Origin of the sequence: Anaerostipes rhamnosivorans, from assembly GCF_005280655.1 — a bacterium.
GTDB classification, from domain to species: Bacteria; Bacillota; Clostridia; order Lachnospirales; family Lachnospiraceae; genus Anaerostipes; species Anaerostipes rhamnosivorans.
Genome location: NZ_CP040058.1, coordinates 1,052,111 through 1,070,378, shown reverse-complemented (window position 1 = coordinate 1,070,378; position 18,268 = coordinate 1,052,111). Strand labels below are relative to the sequence as shown.

Annotated in this window: 21 protein-coding genes; 2 read left to right on the top strand and 19 right to left on the bottom strand. The window is 43.9% G+C overall.

Annotated features, from left to right (window positions below; all coding sequences use genetic code 11):
• Positions 1–33 precede the first annotated feature (33 nt).
• The 16 genes from AR1Y2_RS05225 to AR1Y2_RS05150 form a co-directional block, all read right to left on the bottom strand.
• Entirely contained in the window at positions 34–1,281 is a 1,248-nt protein-coding gene (locus tag AR1Y2_RS05225) for a PTS galactitol transporter subunit IIC (RefSeq protein ID WP_137328023.1), read from the bottom strand.
• A gap of 30 nt (positions 1,282–1,311) precedes the next feature.
• The gene (locus tag AR1Y2_RS05220; RefSeq protein ID WP_137328022.1) at positions 1,312–2,205 is read right to left on the bottom strand and encodes an aldo/keto reductase; all 894 of its coding nucleotides are present in this window, start codon (positions 2,203–2,205) and stop codon (positions 1,312–1,314) included.
• A gap of 22 nt (positions 2,206–2,227) precedes the next feature.
• A complete protein-coding gene (locus AR1Y2_RS05215; RefSeq protein WP_137328021.1) occupies positions 2,228–2,521 on the bottom strand; it encodes a PTS sugar transporter subunit IIB in 294 nt (97 codons plus the stop codon).
• A gap of 59 nt (positions 2,522–2,580) precedes the next feature.
• On the bottom strand, positions 2,581–3,513 hold the full coding sequence (locus AR1Y2_RS05210) for a sugar-binding transcriptional regulator (RefSeq protein ID WP_137328020.1): 933 nt from the start codon (positions 3,511–3,513) through the stop codon (positions 2,581–2,583).
• A 213-nt stretch (positions 3,514–3,726) separates the two neighbouring features.
• A complete protein-coding gene (locus AR1Y2_RS05205) occupies positions 3,727–4,482 on the bottom strand; it encodes an alpha/beta fold hydrolase (RefSeq protein ID WP_137328019.1) in 756 nt (251 codons plus the stop codon).
• Positions 4,483–4,623: 141 nt separating this feature from the next.
• Positions 4,624–4,932 (bottom strand): DUF6442 family protein, encoded by a 309-nt coding sequence (locus AR1Y2_RS05200; protein ID WP_137328018.1) that lies wholly within the window; start codon positions 4,930–4,932, stop codon positions 4,624–4,626.
• A gap of 84 nt (positions 4,933–5,016) precedes the next feature.
• A complete protein-coding gene (locus AR1Y2_RS05195; protein ID WP_137328017.1) occupies positions 5,017–5,295 on the bottom strand; it encodes a GNAT family N-acetyltransferase in 279 nt (92 codons plus the stop codon).
• 21 nt (positions 5,296–5,316) lie between these two features.
• Positions 5,317–6,459 (bottom strand): hypothetical protein, encoded by a 1,143-nt coding sequence (locus AR1Y2_RS05190; RefSeq protein ID WP_243118861.1) that lies wholly within the window; start codon positions 6,457–6,459, stop codon positions 5,317–5,319.
• A 90-nt stretch (positions 6,460–6,549) separates the two neighbouring features.
• Positions 6,550–6,789, bottom strand: a complete 240-nt coding sequence (locus tag AR1Y2_RS05185; protein ID WP_137328015.1) for a hypothetical protein — start codon at positions 6,787–6,789, stop codon at positions 6,550–6,552.
• Complete coding sequence (locus tag AR1Y2_RS05180; RefSeq protein WP_137328014.1) at positions 6,786–7,397, bottom strand: DUF1700 domain-containing protein; 612 nt, start codon at positions 7,395–7,397, stop codon at positions 6,786–6,788. The genes AR1Y2_RS05185 and AR1Y2_RS05180 overlap by 4 nt, the downstream gene beginning before the upstream one ends.
• Positions 7,390–7,707 (bottom strand): PadR family transcriptional regulator, encoded by a 318-nt coding sequence (locus AR1Y2_RS05175; protein WP_137328013.1) that lies wholly within the window; start codon positions 7,705–7,707, stop codon positions 7,390–7,392. The genes AR1Y2_RS05180 and AR1Y2_RS05175 overlap by 8 nt, the downstream gene beginning before the upstream one ends.
• Positions 7,708–8,019: 312 nt before the next feature.
• Positions 8,020–8,937 carry an Ig-like domain-containing protein gene (locus tag AR1Y2_RS05170; protein WP_137328012.1) on the bottom strand — a complete coding sequence of 306 codons (918 nt, stop codon included), beginning with the start codon at positions 8,935–8,937 and terminating at the stop codon, positions 8,020–8,022.
• Positions 8,938–9,147: 210 nt separating this feature from the next.
• Positions 9,148–10,116: a carbohydrate kinase family protein gene (locus tag AR1Y2_RS05165; protein ID WP_137328011.1), complete on the bottom strand. Its 969-nt coding sequence runs from the start codon at positions 10,114–10,116 to the stop codon at positions 9,148–9,150.
• A complete protein-coding gene (locus tag AR1Y2_RS05160; RefSeq protein WP_137328010.1) occupies positions 10,113–11,576 on the bottom strand; it encodes a glycoside hydrolase family 32 protein in 1,464 nt (487 codons plus the stop codon). Before AR1Y2_RS05160 ends, AR1Y2_RS05165 begins: the two co-directional genes overlap by 4 nt.
• Positions 11,577–11,586: 10 nt before the next feature.
• Entirely contained in the window at positions 11,587–13,506 is a 1,920-nt protein-coding gene (locus tag AR1Y2_RS05155) for a sucrose-specific PTS transporter subunit IIBC (protein ID WP_137328009.1), read from the bottom strand.
• 158 nt (positions 13,507–13,664) lie between these two features.
• Entirely contained in the window at positions 13,665–14,675 is a 1,011-nt protein-coding gene (locus tag AR1Y2_RS05150; RefSeq protein ID WP_137328008.1) for a LacI family DNA-binding transcriptional regulator, read from the bottom strand.
• Positions 14,676–14,827: 152 nt separating this feature from the next.
• Between AR1Y2_RS05150 and AR1Y2_RS05145 the strand changes: the two genes are divergently transcribed.
• Positions 14,828–15,271 carry a MarR family winged helix-turn-helix transcriptional regulator gene (locus AR1Y2_RS05145; protein WP_137328007.1) on the top strand — a complete coding sequence of 148 codons (444 nt, stop codon included), beginning with the start codon at positions 14,828–14,830 and terminating at the stop codon, positions 15,269–15,271.
• A complete protein-coding gene (locus AR1Y2_RS05140; protein WP_137328006.1) occupies positions 15,268–15,810 on the top strand; it encodes a flavodoxin domain-containing protein in 543 nt (180 codons plus the stop codon). The genes AR1Y2_RS05145 and AR1Y2_RS05140 overlap by 4 nt, the downstream gene beginning before the upstream one ends.
• 176 nt (positions 15,811–15,986) lie before the next feature.
• Here AR1Y2_RS05140 and AR1Y2_RS05135 read toward each other — a convergent pair whose 3' ends face one another.
• From AR1Y2_RS05135 to AR1Y2_RS05125, 3 genes are all read right to left on the bottom strand, one after another.
• On the bottom strand, positions 15,987–16,625 hold the full coding sequence (locus AR1Y2_RS05135) for a YczE/YyaS/YitT family protein (RefSeq protein ID WP_137328005.1): 639 nt from the start codon (positions 16,623–16,625) through the stop codon (positions 15,987–15,989).
• Positions 16,626–16,645: 20 nt separating this feature from the next.
• Positions 16,646–17,083, bottom strand: a complete 438-nt coding sequence (locus tag AR1Y2_RS05130) for a MarR family winged helix-turn-helix transcriptional regulator (protein WP_137328004.1) — start codon at positions 17,081–17,083, stop codon at positions 16,646–16,648.
• A 182-nt stretch (positions 17,084–17,265) separates the two neighbouring features.
• Positions 17,266–18,255, bottom strand: a complete 990-nt coding sequence (locus AR1Y2_RS05125; protein ID WP_137328003.1) for a bile acid:sodium symporter family protein — start codon at positions 18,253–18,255, stop codon at positions 17,266–17,268.
• Between the last annotated feature and the right edge of the window lie 13 nt (positions 18,256–18,268).

Genomic DNA, 18,268 nt, shown 5'->3' with positions numbered 1-18,268 from the left:
TCTTTTTCTCCTTTTATTATAAAATGTGTGTGTTTAGCCAAATAGTGAGAATATCTTGACGAACAGCCACGATATCAAGTTTGCCCGGTCCAGATTTCCGATCTGGGAAGCTCCTGCCGGCATTTTGATTCCTGCGGTCAGTGCCATCTGGGTTTCAATAGGTGCAAGGTTGGTAGCCATGAGCAGCACACAGGCCATAACCACAGTTCCCACGATCAGCGCCCGGATAACATTTCCCTTGGACATGGCTGTGATCAGGCACACGATGAACGGGATGACCGCCAGATCCGCAAATGGCAGCAGCTTATTGCCAGGCAGGATGATCGCCAAAAATATGGTGATCGGCACTAACAAAAGTCCCACAGCGATAACAGACGGCTCTCCCAGTGACACTGCGGCATCCAGTCCGATGAAGATCTCCCTGTCCCCAAAATGCTTTGCCATAAACTCCCTGGCCGCTTCTGAAATGGGGATCAGCCCTTCCATCAGGATTGCAACCATTTTCGGCATCAGATACATGACCGCCGCCATCGTGATTGCAAGCTGTAAGATCGCATCAATTTTCTGTCCCCCTAGGAGGCCAAGCGCAAGACCGATGATCAGTCCCATGGACATTGGCTCTCCAAAGATACCAAAACGTTTCCGGATGGTCTCCGGGTTGGCATTCAGCTTATTCAGGCCCGGAATCTTATCGATCAGCCAGTTTAGAGGCACCACCAGCGGCAGAAATCCCAGTGCTGTCAAATGCGGAAAAGAGATGCCCGGCATTCCGAAAAACTTCTCCACATACGGCTGGGTGTAATCTGCCAGTATCAATGCAAGAATGGAAAGTGCGCTGGCTGCTACAATTCCCATGGGAAGGCTTCCACTCACCGTCGTCACTGCATACCCGACAAATGCAAACTGCCAATAGTTCCAAATATCCACGTTCATCGTCTTTGTAAGTTTCAGGGTCAGCATGGCAAAGTTGATGACAAGTCCAATTGGTATCATCAATCCTGCAGCCGCCCAGGCCCAGGAAATAGATGACATGGCGGGCCATCCGATATCAATGACCTGTAAATCCAGCCCCAGCCGTTGGGTCATAGCCTGGGCCACCGGTCCCAGCTGGTCTGTCAGAAGTGTGATGACCAGATTGATCCCGGTAAATCCGATTCCGATCGTTACTCCGGATTTAAATGATTTTGAGAATCCTGCCCTCATGATCAGCCCGAATACGAAGATAATGATGGGCAGCATGACCGTGGAACCTAATCCTAATATAAAATTCAATATTTCCATACAATTCCTCCCGTTGTACCTTTCAATCGTTTATGGTACCTTGTGGCCCTTGACTGCGGTCCAGACCATGAACCACTGTTCTGGCGTAAGCTTGTATTTCAACGCTTTAACCGGTCTTTCGGCCAAGCCGATCTCCCCTGATCCTGTGATCGGGATTGGCTTCGCCGGATGCGAGAACAGCCATGCAAAAGCAACTTCGTCTATATCCTCTGCACCGATCTCCTCCCGGATGATTTCCAGCACCTTACGAAGCCTTACCTCTTCCTCTCCTTCTCCTGTAAAGATTCTTCCTCCCGCAAGCGGTGACCAGAGCATCGGATGGATCCTCTCCTCCATGCACAGGTTCATCACTCCATTTTCCATGTTTTCCATTCGGAGTGGGGAAAGTTCGATCTGATTTGTGATTAAAGGCACTGTGAGATAAGATTTCAACAGGCGGAACTCGTCAGGCAGAAAGTTGGAAACCCCAAAGGTTCTCACTTTTCCCTCTTTTAACAATATTTCAAATGCTCTGCTAATCTCCTCCGGATCCATAAACGGGCTCGGCCGGTGCAGAAGCAATGTATCCAGGTGATCGGTCCCCATATATTTCAGTGACTTCTCAACCTGTCCGATAATGTACTCAGTGCCATAGTTATAATACTTGACACGTGCAGTCTCTGATTTATAGACAATGCCACATTTTGATATGATCTGCATCTTCTCTCTCAGATCCGGTCTCTTTTTGATGGCCTCCCCGAACTTTTCTTCCACTGTGTAGTCTCCGTAAATATCCGCGTGATCCATAGTTGTGATCCCCAGATCCAGACATTCCTCCATATAACGGATCAGCTCATCCGTGGAAAGGTTCCAGTCCAGGAGCCTCCAGAAGCCAAGAACGACTCTGGAAAACTCAAGACCTTCCGCCATAGTTACATATTCCATACCATACCTCCATACATTTGCCTTATTCTTTGAGCTTCTTCAAGACATCCAAGATCTGCTCATCCACTGCTTCCGGTTTGATTCCTGTCAGATAATTGATTGCAAACACTGACGGTGTGGTTACCGTATCCGGAACTCTTGTGCTGGCAACGATCAAGTCATATTCAGGAGCCATTTTTTCAACCTCCACGATCTTTACCTGCTGTACTTTAACAGCGAATCCATTGTCCTCGCACAAGTTCTTGACCCGGTTGGCAATCACTGTGCTGGTGGCAATACCGCTTCCGCAGGCGATCAAAATATGATATTCCTTCATCCTTCTACCTCCTTTCTCTTTTCTTCTTTATTTTTAAAACTGGATACCAGTCCTAAAAATCATTTACTCAGGTACTGTGCAGTATTCTGGTCTGTGATCAGAATATCAATGTACCCTGCCTCCAAAGCTGACTTTACAGAGGCATATTTTTCTTCACTCTCGACGACACAGATCTTATTTGGTATCTGTTTCAGCTGTTTCTCAGTAATACCGATACAGCGTTCTGTGATATTCTCACAGCAGATTTCACTGTCCTTGTCCAAGAATACAACAGAGACCACATCACAGATCGCGTCTTCTTTTCCCAGCTGCTTAAGGTCCTGTTCAGATATGTAGCCGGATTTGCTGATACTGCTGTCCTTGGCCAATGGATTACCGAGACTGAACACTGCATATTCTGCCTGGGATGTCTTTTCAATCACCTTCTTTACCTGCTCGTCGTTGATTAAAAACTCTTTTTCTTCTTTGCTGTTCACAAGAGCGGGAGCGATCAGTGACAATGATCTGCCTCCGGCTTTTTTCGCCAAAGTCGATGCAATGGTTGTCGCGTGCATATCCAGTTCGCTCTGTCCGTGTCCTCCGATGATAGGGGAAAACAATAGATCCGGATGATTCATTTTCTGGACATAATCCGGGATCAGCCTCATGGTGGAGCCCCATCCCACAGCGACTGTCACCCCGCCTTCCAGATGTCTCTCCAGATAGTAAGCTGCCGCGGACGCTACCTGTTCTTTTGAAGAATTCCCGATGGATGTGTCTATGACCACCACATCCTTTAATTCATACTTTTTCTTGACATCCTGTTCAAGCTCCGGATAGACGCCGGAGTAATCTATGATAATCCTTACAACCTCTTCCTCTTTGGCTTTCTGAAGAATCCTGGAGACCTTCATTCTGGACAACCCTGTCTGCTTTGCGATCTGCTGCTGGGTCATGTTTTCCTCATAATATAACTTGCTAATCAGTGTCATGGTTCTTCTCTGCATATCCATGTCATCACTCCCTTTTGTTCATTTGAACATATACTGTTACTTTGTTCATCCTTATGATATAACAGTTTTGTACAAAAGTCAATACAATTTGTACTTCCATAATTTAACTGTCCGATCACAAGGTATTTTAAATATAAAAAGAGACATGAGCCCCTGTATATTTCACAGAATCTCATGTCTTTTTTATTCATATGTGTATTTTGTAAAGCTGAATTATATCTCCAAAAAAAATCTGCGAATCTGCTCTGCCGCCTGAACAGCATTGGACGCAATGGCGGGATGGCCCCCTTTGTTAAACAAAATGATCCGGGATTGTTTGATCTGCTCTGCCATCTGCTCATATTCCTCTTCAAGGTCTTCCCTCACCATCTCATCTTCTCTGCTTCCCATGAACATTATGGGAACCGCCAAAGAGCTTAATGGCTTGTGAAACAAAGGCCGGTTTTCACCGGCGCACCAAAGCAGACATTCCGTATCCAGATCAACGACCATTTCCCAGTCCTCTCCCTGACACCATTCATAGAACTGTGCTGCCTCCTCATTCTGCTTCGCCTCCGCGCGTTCCTTTCTGAGATTTTCAGCAAAACCCAAGTGAAGTGTCCTTCCGTCAAAGCTGTCCGCAATAACCTTTCCGATCAGCTCCGGACAATCCAGGGCTGCATTGACTGCAGCCCACGCTCCGCCGCTGGTTCCAACCAAATGAACCTTTTCATAGTTCAGATGTCTCAGCAACGCAATGATCTGCTTTCCCTCCTGGATCCATACATCTGCTGGGAACCGGCCAATCCGTTCTGACCTTCCGTTTCCGAGAAAATCCATCCGGATTACTTTGAAATGTTCCGTATAAAGCGGAAGCAGCGGCTCAAACATCTTGGACGAAGCCGTATTTCCGTGCAGAAGTAAAACCGGTATTCCTTTTCCCGTCTCTGTATAATAAATTTTCTTTGAATGATAATTAAAATATGACATCTCTGCCCTCCTGATCTGCTGATTTTTCACCGTTCCAGTCAGACATCCAGGGCCTTAAAACAAGATAAAATTCATATAAGTAAAAGCCCTGCTGTCAGTGCTTTTTCATCCAGATTCCCATACACCTACCTCCTTCCTGCCTTAGATGCCCGCAAAATACCGGATCAAATTATAAATGATCAAAGCCAGGGATACTGCGGCGATGCATAACTGAGACTTTCTCCTTCTGTCTTTTAAATAACCGTAGGCCGCACAGCCAAATGCAGTTGTCCAAAACATTGCGAAGATATCCCCTGTGGGTATTCCGTGAGCGATATTCCAGATCACGATCAACAGGCCTACTGCCAGCGTGAACAGAATACTAAAAGACTCGCCTTCTATCCTGGTCTGCCGTTCTTTTTCTTCCTGCTGTTCCTTTTCTATCTGGTCAAATATCTTTTTTGCATTCATGACGTCAATCTCCTTCTGAAATGATCTTAAACCAGAAATGGAGAAATGACAAGCAGACTTTAAGTTTGCTTGCCACTCTTTGTATTATTTTGTTTTCAGAAGATTTTGATATTCCGGGTGCTTTTGAAACCAGCTGACTGCATAAGAACAAGTTGGAATTACTTTTATCCCCTTTTCGCCGAGCTGTTCTGCCGCCGCTTCCACAAGCTTTCCGGCAACTCCCTGTCCTCTGAGAGAATTGTCCACAAATGTATGGTCAATCAAAGCTGTATCTTTTGAAACTTCAGGAAATGTAATTTCTGCTATCGTCTTTCCCTTTTCATCTTCAGCGAAAATCCGATGTTCTTCATATTGAAATTCCACAATAGTCGTCTCCTTTTGAATTTATTCATAACCTATAGAATAGACACCATTTGTATTCTTTCCGATCTTGGATATTTTAATGTAGTAGGTACCTGCCCCGTTTTTCAGGCGGTATTTCTTTTCCTTTTGACCTGACAGCTTATAGGTCTTAAGCGGCTTTTTGCTGCCTTTTTTGTAGATCGTAATCTTTACTTTGCCGGAATTCATAAATACAGCTGTCTCGATATAACGTTTCTTCTTCGCAGTCTTTCTGTTCACGCGATACCACCGGGAAGCTTTTTCTGTATCCGTATATAGATCGATCATCTGGGAATCCAGCGTGATCTTCTTCGCTTTGGACTTTCTCGTCCTGTACTTTTTCGGAATCGGCGTTGGAGAATAACCGACCATATACGGTTGACCTGACTTTATTTTTACAGCAACTCTATAGCTGCCCTTAGAAAGTCCATAAATGGATTGAACCAAGACTTTTTCATTGGAAACTGCAGCTGTTTTAACCTTTGAAAGTTTCTTCCATCCGGATTTTGTCTTCTTTTGTATATTATACGATAATCCCTGACCACTCAGAGGAAGAGAAGGCTGTATTACCATAGCCCTTTTTTTCACTGTAAATTCATGATAGAAATAGCTTCCACTACCCGTCTGTAAATATAAATCATCTGACTTCATGGTTTTGACATGATCCATTGTCAAGATCGCTTCCACAGTAAAACTCTTACATTTATTAGGAAGTCTCAGTGAGTATACGGTTCCGGCTGGAACGGACTTTATCAAAGCGCCTTCCTTCTGGTATTCCCTTACCTCTTTTCCGGAGGCATCATACAAGGTTCCAAATACTTCGCCATCGTCATCAGATTCTCCTGCGATCATTAAGACTCCTGCCTGTTCTGCATATATTTTAACTGTCTTTCCCTGCCATGATGAATTATATGCATATCCATCCTTATCCGGGATCTCGGATAAACTGCGGTATCTCTTAACATGGATCTCCGGCTGGTTTTTCCCTGAGACCTTCTTTCCCGCTTTGAGAATCTTTTCTCCGTTTACTTTCAGCAGATCTGTTAAATCTGTCCTATCCTTTGCTGAAACCGGAATCCCAAAACTGCCTGCCGCTATCACAGCAGAGAGCAGAATTCCTATCAGCTGTTTCCATCTTTTCTTCATAACCATTCCTCCTGTTGACTTGTCTATTTGATTATTATATCAAAATCAAAGGAGATTTTTGTAACAAAACTATGTTAGATATATTACAAATCAGTCTGGCTCGCTTCCTCCGAATGTGAGCATGTAGACCCCTTTCTTTAGTTTGATCCCTACCCATGTACTGTGCTCTCCAACATGAATCGTCTGGTACCATTTTGGCTGTCCTTGTTCTTTCAGGTTTTCCCGCTGAAAATCTGCCATTCCCCAGCCAGCGCCGACCAGGATCATTCCAACAATCAAAAAGGCCGCTCCCAACAACATACACTTTTTCTTAAAACTGCTGATACTCATGCTTTCTCACCTCTTTTCCTGATAATAATACCAGCCAGCCATCGGCTGAACCTGGCAGTGACTCCCACAAAAATCTTTCCTAAAATCCAGGTCAGCAGACCAAACAAAACAAAGATTCCCGCGGATACCATTCCGACTCCAAGCTGTATGACTCCTGCCGCTGGGTTCTGGAATACTATAATGGCTGCGCCTCCCATACTGACTACCGAAAGCACCAGACCTGACACGGAGAAGGCCCCTGTGCACACCGGAATACACCAGATAACAATATATACCGATACTACCATCAAAGCCGCTGCCAATAAAAGGCATACCCCTGCCAGCATCAGAGATCCCCAAAGTGGAAACCCAAGGACCAGCAGAACAGCGATCAACCCTTTCATTCCGCCGGACAATTGTCTCCCCTCCTTGCCTTCCTGTTCCTCTAAGATCTCCTGTGCGATCACTCCCGGATTGCCGACTTGTTCCACTGCGTCTTCCTCTGAATAGCCGTCCTCCATATAATCATCGATGATCTCGCTGTAATAAGAAAGAGATTTTTCCCTCTCACTTTTGCTAAGACTTTTTAAAAGCCGCTCTAGGCTCTGTAAAAACTCTCCTTTACTCATTCTCCACCGCTCCTTTCACAAACTTATATATACCTGTAATCTGCTCCCACTCATCTAAAAATTCTCTTGTATGGTCTCTTCCCTTTTCTGTGATCCTATAATACTTTCTCAGCCTGCTGTTATGCTCCACCGTGTAAGTATCCAGATATTCGTTGTTTTCCAGCCGTTTCAGGATAGGATATAGTGTAGATTCTGAGATCTTAATACATCCCGATACATCTTTAATGATCTGGTATCCATAAGAATCGTCCTTACAGAGTGCTGCTAAAATACAAAACTCTAAAAAGCCTTTTTTTAACTGTGCATTCAATCTATCGCCTCCTTATGCATTATACTATATATTACATAGTATAATGTGTCAAGAGGTAATTAAGTTATTATTGAACAAAGCGGACAAGTCAGCGTCAACTCCCTAAATCCCTCAATCATGAGGGACTTGCTCCGCTTTGCGCGCCAAATGCAATTTGACGTAGTCAAATGATTTCCTTACGCATTCTGTGTGCATCCTCGCAGAGCGTTTTTTATGTCATAGGAGATTCCGTAGGAATTTCCTATGACATAAAAAGGCCATGGTTCTTTTACGAACCATGGCCTAACCTAAAATATATCTTTATTAAAAATCTTAATCCATTAACTCATATACAGCATTTCCATATACATCTACATAGGAGATATAAGTTCTTCCTCTAAAATCAAAGTTAAAGAAAAAGATGGAATCATCATCCGCATAAAACGATCCAAAAGCAAGCTCAACAAATGGCAGCAATACAGTCTCTCCAGGATCTACCCTGTAGTATTCCAGAAAAGACACACCATCTTCATCAGGATCACATAAATAAACATACTGATCCAAACTGCTGTATCTAGGATTTGTTACATATCCTAATTCATTTACAAAGATTCCTGTCCTGGACCGGTTGTTAATATTGATTCCTACTACCCGTGTATTTGCCCCATCGTCTGTATGTACAAATTGTACAGCAAACTTTGGAGATTCCTGCTTCACTGTAACTTTGCATTTAAATTTCTTAGAAGAAATCTTTGCTGTTATAGATACAGTTCCTGTCTTCTTGCCATAGATATATCCTTTGCCGTTTACAGTTACAATGCTTTTGTTGCTTGAACTCCATTTGACTTTCTGTGTATTTCCAGACACTTTGAGCTGATAATAGGTATCCTCACTGATTGATATAGAACTTTTATTTAATTTGGGAGTCTCAACCTTTACTTTGCATTTATATTTCTTTCTGCCGATTTTTGCTGTGATCGTAGCAGTTCCTTTTTTCTTGGCAGTTATTTTTCCCTTTTTCGAAACAGAAGCAACAGACTTTTTACTGCTGGACCATTTGGGCCTTTTCTTTGTACCTTTTACCTTTAATGTTTTGCTCTGCCCCTTAATCAATGTTATCTTTTTACTTGAGATTTTAATCTTTGCAGCATATACCTGCTCTGTTCCTGCAGTGATTGATGTAATACCAAAAGACAACACCAGCAAAAATGCTGTGGCCAATTTGAATATTCTTCGTTTATTTCCTTTCATGTTCTACCTCTTTTCTTTCGTATTGTCCTAAAAATTTTGTTATTATACCTAAAATCCCCCTTCCTATCTACAATTATAAATACTTATAAAATTGTTACAAGTCTTGACTTTACATACAAACACAACTTTTCTTTATATATAAGAAAAAACCATTTAATCCTGCACCCAGCAGTCTTAAATGGCTTTTTATTTTGATTCTAACTTATATTCTTATAGGCTGTTTCTGAACGCTTCCAGTTCTTCTGCCGTAGCCATAGCCGCCAATGCTCCCTCTTTCGTGGTCGTGTAGGCTGCATATGCATTTGCAAAATCCAAGTAACTCCTTAATGTATCAAAATCCACAGCTTCCAAGTCCGTGACATCATCTCTCAGAAGCTGGTATAAAAATGCTCCGATAAAAGAATCACCAGCCCCGGTAGTATCTCTCACTTCAATCGTATATCCCGGTGCTTCTGTCATTCCATTTTTAGTATAAATCTCTGCGCCGTCTTTTCCTTTTGTATAAATAACATACTTGGTTCTTCCGTTCAGCAGGTCAGAGACCGCTTCTTTTATGTCCGTATGTCCTGTGATGAACTCTAGCTCTTCATCTGAAATCTTAATGATATCTGCAAACGGCAGAAATTCATTGACCGTCTCCTTTAATTCCTGCAAGTCATCCCACAGGGAAAACCGGAGGTTCGGATCAAATGAGACGAGCACATCTTTTCCGTTGGCCATATCAATCAATTTTTTATGTGCCTCTTTCATTGGGGATTTTACTAGGTCAACACTGCAGAAATGGATCATTCCGCAGTCATCCAGAACATCCTGTTCAATATCGTACACACTATAACGCAGATCCGCGCTGTTCTTACGGTAAAACTTAAAATCCCTGTTTCCGTCTGATGCAAGAGAAACAAAAGCCAGTGCTGTCTCCGCTTCTTTATCTCTTTTAATCTGGCTGGTGTCAATCCCTGCCTGATCAAGCACCTCAACAATGTAATCGCCGAACGGGTCATCTCCCAGCTTGGTCAAAAACTTGGATGGAATCCCAAGTTTGGTCACCGCTCCCACGACATTGGCAGGAGCCCCTCCAGCCACTCTGGTAAATGACGGCACATCCTTTAATCTCTGTCCTTTGACTTCGGGTATAAAGTCAATCAGTGCTTCCCCGATTCCGCATAATTTTCTGCTCATTCTTTTTCTCCTATCTCTAAAGGCCGCAGGCAGTAGATCTTCATGGTTCCTGCACAGTCACCATCTATGCTCAGCTCGCCCTGGCTGCTGTATACTCTGGTGGTGAAAACTTCCTCACCGCCGTTTACAAAAATCTCTAGAGAAGTCGTATCCGCAAAAATCCTTAAGTCTCTCAGTTCCCCGATCCTAACGCTTCTGGTTGTCCTTCCGGCTCCGCAGTCACCCAGATCAAGTGTCAGCAGTCCGTCTCTGTAGGATAAGGTAACACCCTTCTTTAATGTCAGAACCGCATCGGTGCATTCAGTAAAATGGAATTCAGCCTCATAGAGCTTCAGATTACTTTCCATCCTGCCTTTATCAGAGAATGAACAAACCAATTCGCCCTTTCTCAGCTTCTCAATCTCACGGATTGGCTGCTGAATGAGCCTTCCATTCTTCATATGCAGTTCTCTTGGAATCGTCAGTGCATGCTGCCATCCCCGCTCCGTGGTAGGGTTGGTATACTGGGCATCCGGAATTCCCATCCATCCGATCAGGATCCTTCTGCCCTGTTCGTCCTCAAACGTCTGCGGCGCATAGAAATCAAATCCCCTGTCCAACTGCTGGAATTCATCATTCCCGCTGATCTCATATGACTTGTTTTCAAAATCATATTTGATCCTTATGGCTGTACACTGATGGACATTCTGATAGTTGATCCCTTCCGCCTCTACCCCCTGAGGGCAGGTAACCAGCATCATCTGTCCGTCCAGTTCAAACAGGTCAGGACATTCCCACATGTAACCAAATGGCTCCTTCGGAACGATCCTGTCAAAGTACTCCCAATGGGTTAGGTCCTTGGAGTGGAACATAAGAATCAGCCCCTGGCTGTTTTTATCCCTGGCTCCCTGAACCATATAATAATCGTCACCCTTCTGAATGATCTTGGGATCACGCACGTGGCAGCTCATATCTTGGGGATAGTCATCGGTTGTCATCAAAAGTTCCTTTTTAGAAAACTGATACCCGTCCTTGCTGGTTACATGAATAGTGTTGCTGCCTCTTCCTGAATTGATGTAATCATAATCATCCCTGTCAAAATACTTTAGATTCCCGGTGTAGAAGTAATGAATGGTGTCCCCTTTTACAAAGGCGGAACCGGAGTAGACGCCGTGGGCGTCAAACTCCGAATCCGGGAACAGGACCGGTCCTTCATCTACAAAGGAAACAAAATCTTTCGTCGTATAATGTCCCCAAAGCTTTAGTTCTCCAGTAGGTTCAAACGGGGTGTACTGATAATAGATATGGTAAGTCCCGCAAAACTGGCACAGTCCGTTGGGATCGTTGAGCCATCCCGTTTTCGGCATCAGATGAAACTTAAGCCTCATCGGATCTTTTGCTACTGCTTCTCTGTCGTTTTCATGTTCAGCATACCACTTTTCATAGTCTTCTTTCAATACTTTATTATACTTCTTAAACATGATTTCCCTCTTATCTAACAATCATTACCTGTGTGTTTGTATCTGCATCTGTCTTTGAGATGACTTCCACCTGGCCGTCGCCCTCCGCTAACATCATCATAGTCTGGGTACTATAGCCTTTTTCTTTCACCAGGTCCATATCAAATGTAAGGATCTTGTCTCCCTGTTTTAGCTTTGTTCCGGCTTCCACGAAGGTCTCGAAGCCTTCCCCTTCCATTTTCACCGTATCAATACCCGCATGGATCAGAAAGCTGTTTCCAGTCTCGGCCTGTATGGCAACTGCGTGCTTTGTCGGAAATATCATCGTAACTGTGCCGTCACATGGAGCATATACGGTCCCCTCAGAAGGATTCACGGCGATTCCGTCTCCCATGGCTTTGGAAGCAAAGGCCGGATCCTCTGACTCTGTGATCGGAAGCACCTCCCCCTTCATCGGAGAATAAAGCACGGTTTCTTTCACTTCTGGCTGTTTTGTCTCAATAGCTTCTGGTTTTTGCTCAACTTGTGGTGCCGGTTTTACAGTATCTGGTGTACCTCCAAGATTGTATTTCTTCCAGAAGACCACGGTAAGCCCTGCTGATACTGCCATAGAGAGGACCAATCCGATACCAAAGTGAAGGAAGTGATCCGGGTTCATGGAGATAAATCCAGGAAGCCCCGCTGCCCCAAGTGCCTGTGCCAGTGTTTTTGTTGCCGCCGCATATGCACTTCCCACAGCAGACCCGATGATGGCCGCATAGAAAGGATATTTTAATTTCAGTGTCACACCGAACATGGCTGGTTCTGTAATTCCCAGCAATGCTGAGACGCCTGATGCAGAACAGATAGATTTCATTTTCTGGTCTTTTGTGAGGAACAAAACTGCCAAAACTGCCGCTCCCTGTGCCACGTTGTTCATACTTGCTGTTGTAAAGATAAAGCTTCCGCCGGTGACTGCCTTAGCTGCCAGCAGCTGTGTTTCAATGGCGATAAAGCTGTGATGAAGACCAGTCATAGTGATCGGCGCATAGACCAATCCGAAAAGCCCGCCGCCGGCTGCCCCAAGTGTGTTGTATACCCATGTGATACCGTCTGCCAATAAGTTTCCTGCTTCTCTTAATACCGGTCCTACGCAGATGAAGGTCAAAAATGCCGTAACAATGATAGATAACAATGGTGTTGTAAGATTGTCAAGCCAGGTAGGCGTCACTTTATGAAGTCTTTTTTCAATCTGTGCCAGGATCCAGGAGACTGCTAATACAGGGAGTACCGTTCCCTGGTAGCCGATGGCCTGGATGTGGAATCCAAAGATATCCCATACCGGCGCCTGTCCAATCCCGATCTGATAAGCATTTAAAAGGTCCGGATGAACCATGATCATACCCATGGCCGCACCTAAGAACGGATTGCCGCCAAACTTCTTAGTGGCACTGAATCCGATCAGCACCGGCAGGAACGTAAACGGTGCATTTGCAAATGTATTGACTGCATCTGTAAGACCCTTCCACTGTGGATATAATTCAATGATTGATCTTCCGTCAAACAATCCTGCTGTTAAAATGTTGTTAAGCCCCATCAACAGACCGCCTGCTACAATGGCCGGGATGATCGGAACGAAAATATCACTCAGCATCTTTACAAAACGCTGTATCACTGATCCCTGTTTCTCTTCTTTTTCCTCCTCGCCGGCTGTGGAAGGTACATCCCCAATCTGTTTCTGTACTTCATCACAGACCAAATTCACTAGTCCGGAACCAAAGATGATCTGGAACTGGGACTGTGTCAAAAACACTCCCTTAACCCCCTCTAGGTCACTGATGGCATCCTCATTCCTCAAATCATTATTCTTCAGCTGAAAACGAAGCCTGGTCGCACAGTGTGCCACAGATTTAATATTTTCTTTACCGCCCACATTGGCGATGACCTGGCTTGCAATCTTTGCATAATCCATAGTTTTCCTTATCCTCCTTCTTAAATTTCCGGTATCGGTTCCATAATTGAATTATAGGACTTTTTTCTCTGTTCGTCAACACCTTTGCGGTATCGGTTCCACAAAAAATTGCACAAAATAAAAGGCCCCTTTTTAGGAGCCTTACACAAAAACGGGAGTTATCCCTTGTTATAATCCTTTAAATCCTCAAGTTTTACGCTGTTCCCCTGTATGAATTCATATTCTACGATCTGTTTCTTGGAAACCGGTTCCCCTTTTAACATCTTAAGAATCGTCTCCGCTCCCAGGTATCCCATACCATAGGAATCAAACTTTAAGGTCGTGAGCTCCGGAGTCAGCAGACTGCTCTCATCATATCCGCCGAACCCCACAACCGATACATCCTCCGGTATCCTTAAGCCCTTCTCCTGCAGAACTTTGTAGGCTCCGAATGCCAGACGGTCCGTGGCACAGATAATGGCATCCACCTTTTCTTCCTCAAGGATCTCCCTTGTGCACTTCTGTCCTCCGATAAAGCTGTAATCGCTTTTCGCCAGAACCGGTTCCACAATCCCGTAGGCCTTTAAACCGTCCAGAACTCCATCTTTCCTGTGCAGTCCTACTGCCACATCGGTTTCGTAGACGCCGATATATCCCACTTTCTTATGGCCGGTCTTTCCAATATATTCACCGACATATTTTCCAGCGTTATAGTCATCGTCAATAATAGAGATCCCTTCCTCATAATCCTGGGCCAGTACCACCACGGGAATCTGAGTCTCCTCAAAAATCTTCTTATGGTCCTTGGTCATGGCGATTGAACTGATCAGTATCCCGTCCACATTCAAATGAATCAGCTTCTGGATATTCTGAAGCTCCAGGTCGATATCATGATCAGAATTCTTGATCAATGTGGTGTATCCTCTCTCTCTCAGATAACGGTCAATGCTTGTAATGACACGGCTTGTAACCTTTGAATTCAAAGTAGGGACAACCACGCCGATCACACTGCTCTCTTTGGCTTTCAGCCTCGCAAATGTATTCGGTACATAATTGTACTGCTCGATCACCTTTTGAATCTTATCCCTCGTAGACTTTTTGACATATCCCCCATTAAAAAAACGGGAAACTGTACTTTTTGTTACTCCCGCCATCTCGGCCACATCAGCCATTGTTATTTTTTTTGGCATCGTGTATCCTGCCTTTCCTCATTCTTGACTTTATTGTAAGACGATTTGACAAATTGTGCAACTGTAAATACAAAGAGCTCTATTTTCACAAGGACTGCTGTTGACGAAATCATAATTATGTAATATATTACATATAGGAGGTGTAAGTATCTATGAAACTTAAAAATTATGATAGCAGACATCTGTTGTTTGGAACTTTATTTGCTGTTAACAATAAACTGCAGTCCATCGGTGACCGCTTTTATGAAGAAATTACCACAAAACAATGGTTCCTTCTGGCTGCCCTTTCTACATTTGAAGAGGCCCCCACTTTTAATGAACTATCGTCTCTAATGGGCAGCTCCCATCAAAATGTAAAACAGATTGCCCTTAAGCTCCAGCAGAAAGGCTATGTAAAAATAGAATCTGACGCTTCTGACCGGAGAAAAAGCCGGATCCACCTTACCGAAAAGTTCAAAGAACTGCAGCTGGCTTATGCCTCTAAGGAAACTCAATTTTTGGATCAATTATTTAAGGATATATCTGAGTCCCAGCTTCACACTGCACTTGAAACTCTGAATACCATGATAAACAATATGGAGGAATGTGACCTATGAAAAAAACTGCCGTAATATACTCTTCTGTCTATGGATCAACAAAAGAATACGCCCATTGGATCGCTGAATCTCTTTCCGCTGACTTATATGAAAACAAAAACCTGGACGCATCAGTCCTTAAGCCATATGATCTACTGATCTACGGAGGCGGTCTCTATGCCGGAGGTGTCAGCGGTATCTCACTGATCTCCAAGCATCCGGAATTGATACGGGACAAAAAAGTCTTTGTCTTCACATGCGGCGTTGCCGATCCAAAGGATCCCAAAAATGTAGAACATATTTTATCCTCATTAGATTCTGTTTTCTCAGCAGAATTAAAGCAGCTGATCTCCTTCTACCATCTGCGGGGCAGAATGAATTATGATCTTCTGAAGCCAAAGCATCGGCTCATGATGTGGATGATGAAAAAAATGCTCTTGAAGAAAAAGCCGGAAGAACGGACGGAGGAGGACAACGGAATCCTCGATACTTATGGGGCTGTCGCAGATTTTGTAGACCGGGACAGTATTTCCCCCATCATAGAGGAGGCGAAATTATGAGTTATTTACCACTATTTCCGTCGCGCTTTTGAAATGCGCTCCTCCAATAGTGGTGAATAACTTTCGAAAAGTGGCTCCTTTTTGACAGAAGCCCTTCTCCAGCAGACATTACGTCCATTTTCTACATGATTGGAGTGAGGCATTCTAAGAGCCGAACGGAAATCATGTAGAAAATGTCATACATTAAATAGCTTCGGTTCAACAAAATCCAAGATTCTGCCAAAGAATTTCGCAATGATCCCAACGGCCAGCGCTGCCACGATTGTACCTTCCCTGACTCCATGCAGATTGTGGAATAGAACAAATGACATCGCCCCGGCAAAAACAGTCATAGCCGCGTCAAAGCAGACCTTGGTCATCCCAAAGTCTGTGTTCCATGTGGACGAGACTGCTCTGACAAAGGATTCTCCGGGCAGCATAACCACATTGGCCAGCACTTCTATATACACGCCAAAACCAAGCACCAGGCATCCGGCCAGCAACGCCGCAAGTTTTACTATATAAGCTTCTGGCTGGAAGTTCTGGATCAACAGCATTGTAAAGTCAATGAAATATCCAAACAATACCGATACCGGTATCTGAAGAAGGTCCTCTTTTTTAAACCTTTTTTTCAGTATAATCATCTGCAGCATGATCAAAAACAGGCTTAATACAATGGTAAACTGCCCCAAAGTAAATCTGTATCCAAGACTCATCACGTATGGTATGGATGAGATTGGTGATGTTCCCAGATCTGCCTTTGTGATCAGGCTGACTCCAAAAGAACTGATAAATAATCCGATCAAAAATAAACTGTACCTCTTACATTTCTCCATATACCAATGTCCCCCGTTCTCTACTTATCTTTTTGCCCACCCATACGCTGAAGATTTTCATATATTGTAAAAAAGGATTCCATAAAACGGCTGATCTCTTCTCTTTCCATTCCCCGGAACGCCTCCCTCTCCAGCGCCTGAAACGCATCTTCTACCTCCTTCTGAAGTTTTCTCCCCTTTTCCGTGAGAAAAACATGCAGTGATCTTCGGTTGCCATTGAGCATCCTGCGCTCAATCATTCCCTTTTCTTCCATCCCTTGAAGTACTTTAGCTGCGGACGTAGGTTCTATCTGACATGCTTTTGCAATGTCCTTTTGTGTCATACCGTCAAAGTCTTTTAGATAGTCCAGTACTTTCGGCTGTCCCAAGGTAAGGTCTGAGGGCTTGAGATAGTCAAACAGCTTTTTATGAAAAATGGACTGGTTGACCATCAGCATATAATGAAAAGAATGTTCCATGATGAATTCCCTTCTTATCGTGAGTTTTCTCATTATTAGTATCCTTGTTATTATAGAACCTGATATCACAGGCGTCAAATGATTTCTTTCCACACTTGTCTGTATTACGAACGGAATAGAAAAAGAGCTTGTCCAATCTCTCTGTCATAAAACTTCTGAACAAGCTCAAATAATTTATTATGTTATGATTCTGCTTCTGCCGCAGCTTTTTGTTCTATCTTCTCTTCTTGTTTCTGATCTCTCTGAAGATAAATTCCGGCCAGTATCGTTCCTGAGATTGAATGCCATACACAGGAAACAGCGCTAGCCATAGCCGCCTGAGGTGCTGCCGCAAAGTGAGCTGTTGCAAGATTCGTTGCAAGACCTGCATTCTGCATGCCAACCTCAATAGAGATTGTACGTTTCTTTGCCGTGTTCATTCCAGTCAATTTACCGACTGCATAACCAAGTGCATATCCTAGACCGTTGTGAAGCAGTACTGCCACAAAGATCACAGCGCCAGATTTAAAGAAGTTTGCTCCCTGAAGCGCGATAACACCTCCGACAATAAGAGCAAGGCCGATCACCGAAATCCCAGGCATCACCAGCTGCGCTTCTTTAAATGCTTTCTTTTTTCCAAATAAGGTATTCAGGATAAACCCGAGTAAGACCGGAAGCAGCACAGATTTTACAATGGACATGAACATCGAAGCTGCATTGACCTCTATTCTCGCCCCCGCTAAAAAGAGCACCATCATAGGTGTCATAATCGGTGATAAAAGTGTAGATGCCGTGGTCATACCAACGGAGAACGGAACATCCCCATGGCATAAATATGACATAATGTTGGATGAAACCCCTCCCGGACAACATCCTACAAGGATCAGTCCAATGGCAATTTCATTTGGTAACCGCAGGATTGTTGAGATTCCATAAGCCAGGAATGGCATGATCAGGTACTGTGCTGCTGCTCCTATAAAAATGTCCAACGGGCGTTTTGCCAATACTTTGAAGTCCTCTGTTGTCAGTGTCAACCCCATCGTAAACATGATAACTCCCAGAACAAGACTCTGATTATTTCCCTGAACCCATGAGAAAATATCCGGGACAAAAAATGCTGCAATAGCTACTAAAATAACAAAAACAGATGTTTTACTGGACAGCACTCTGCTGATTTTTTGTAAGGTTTTCATATGTATCCTCCAT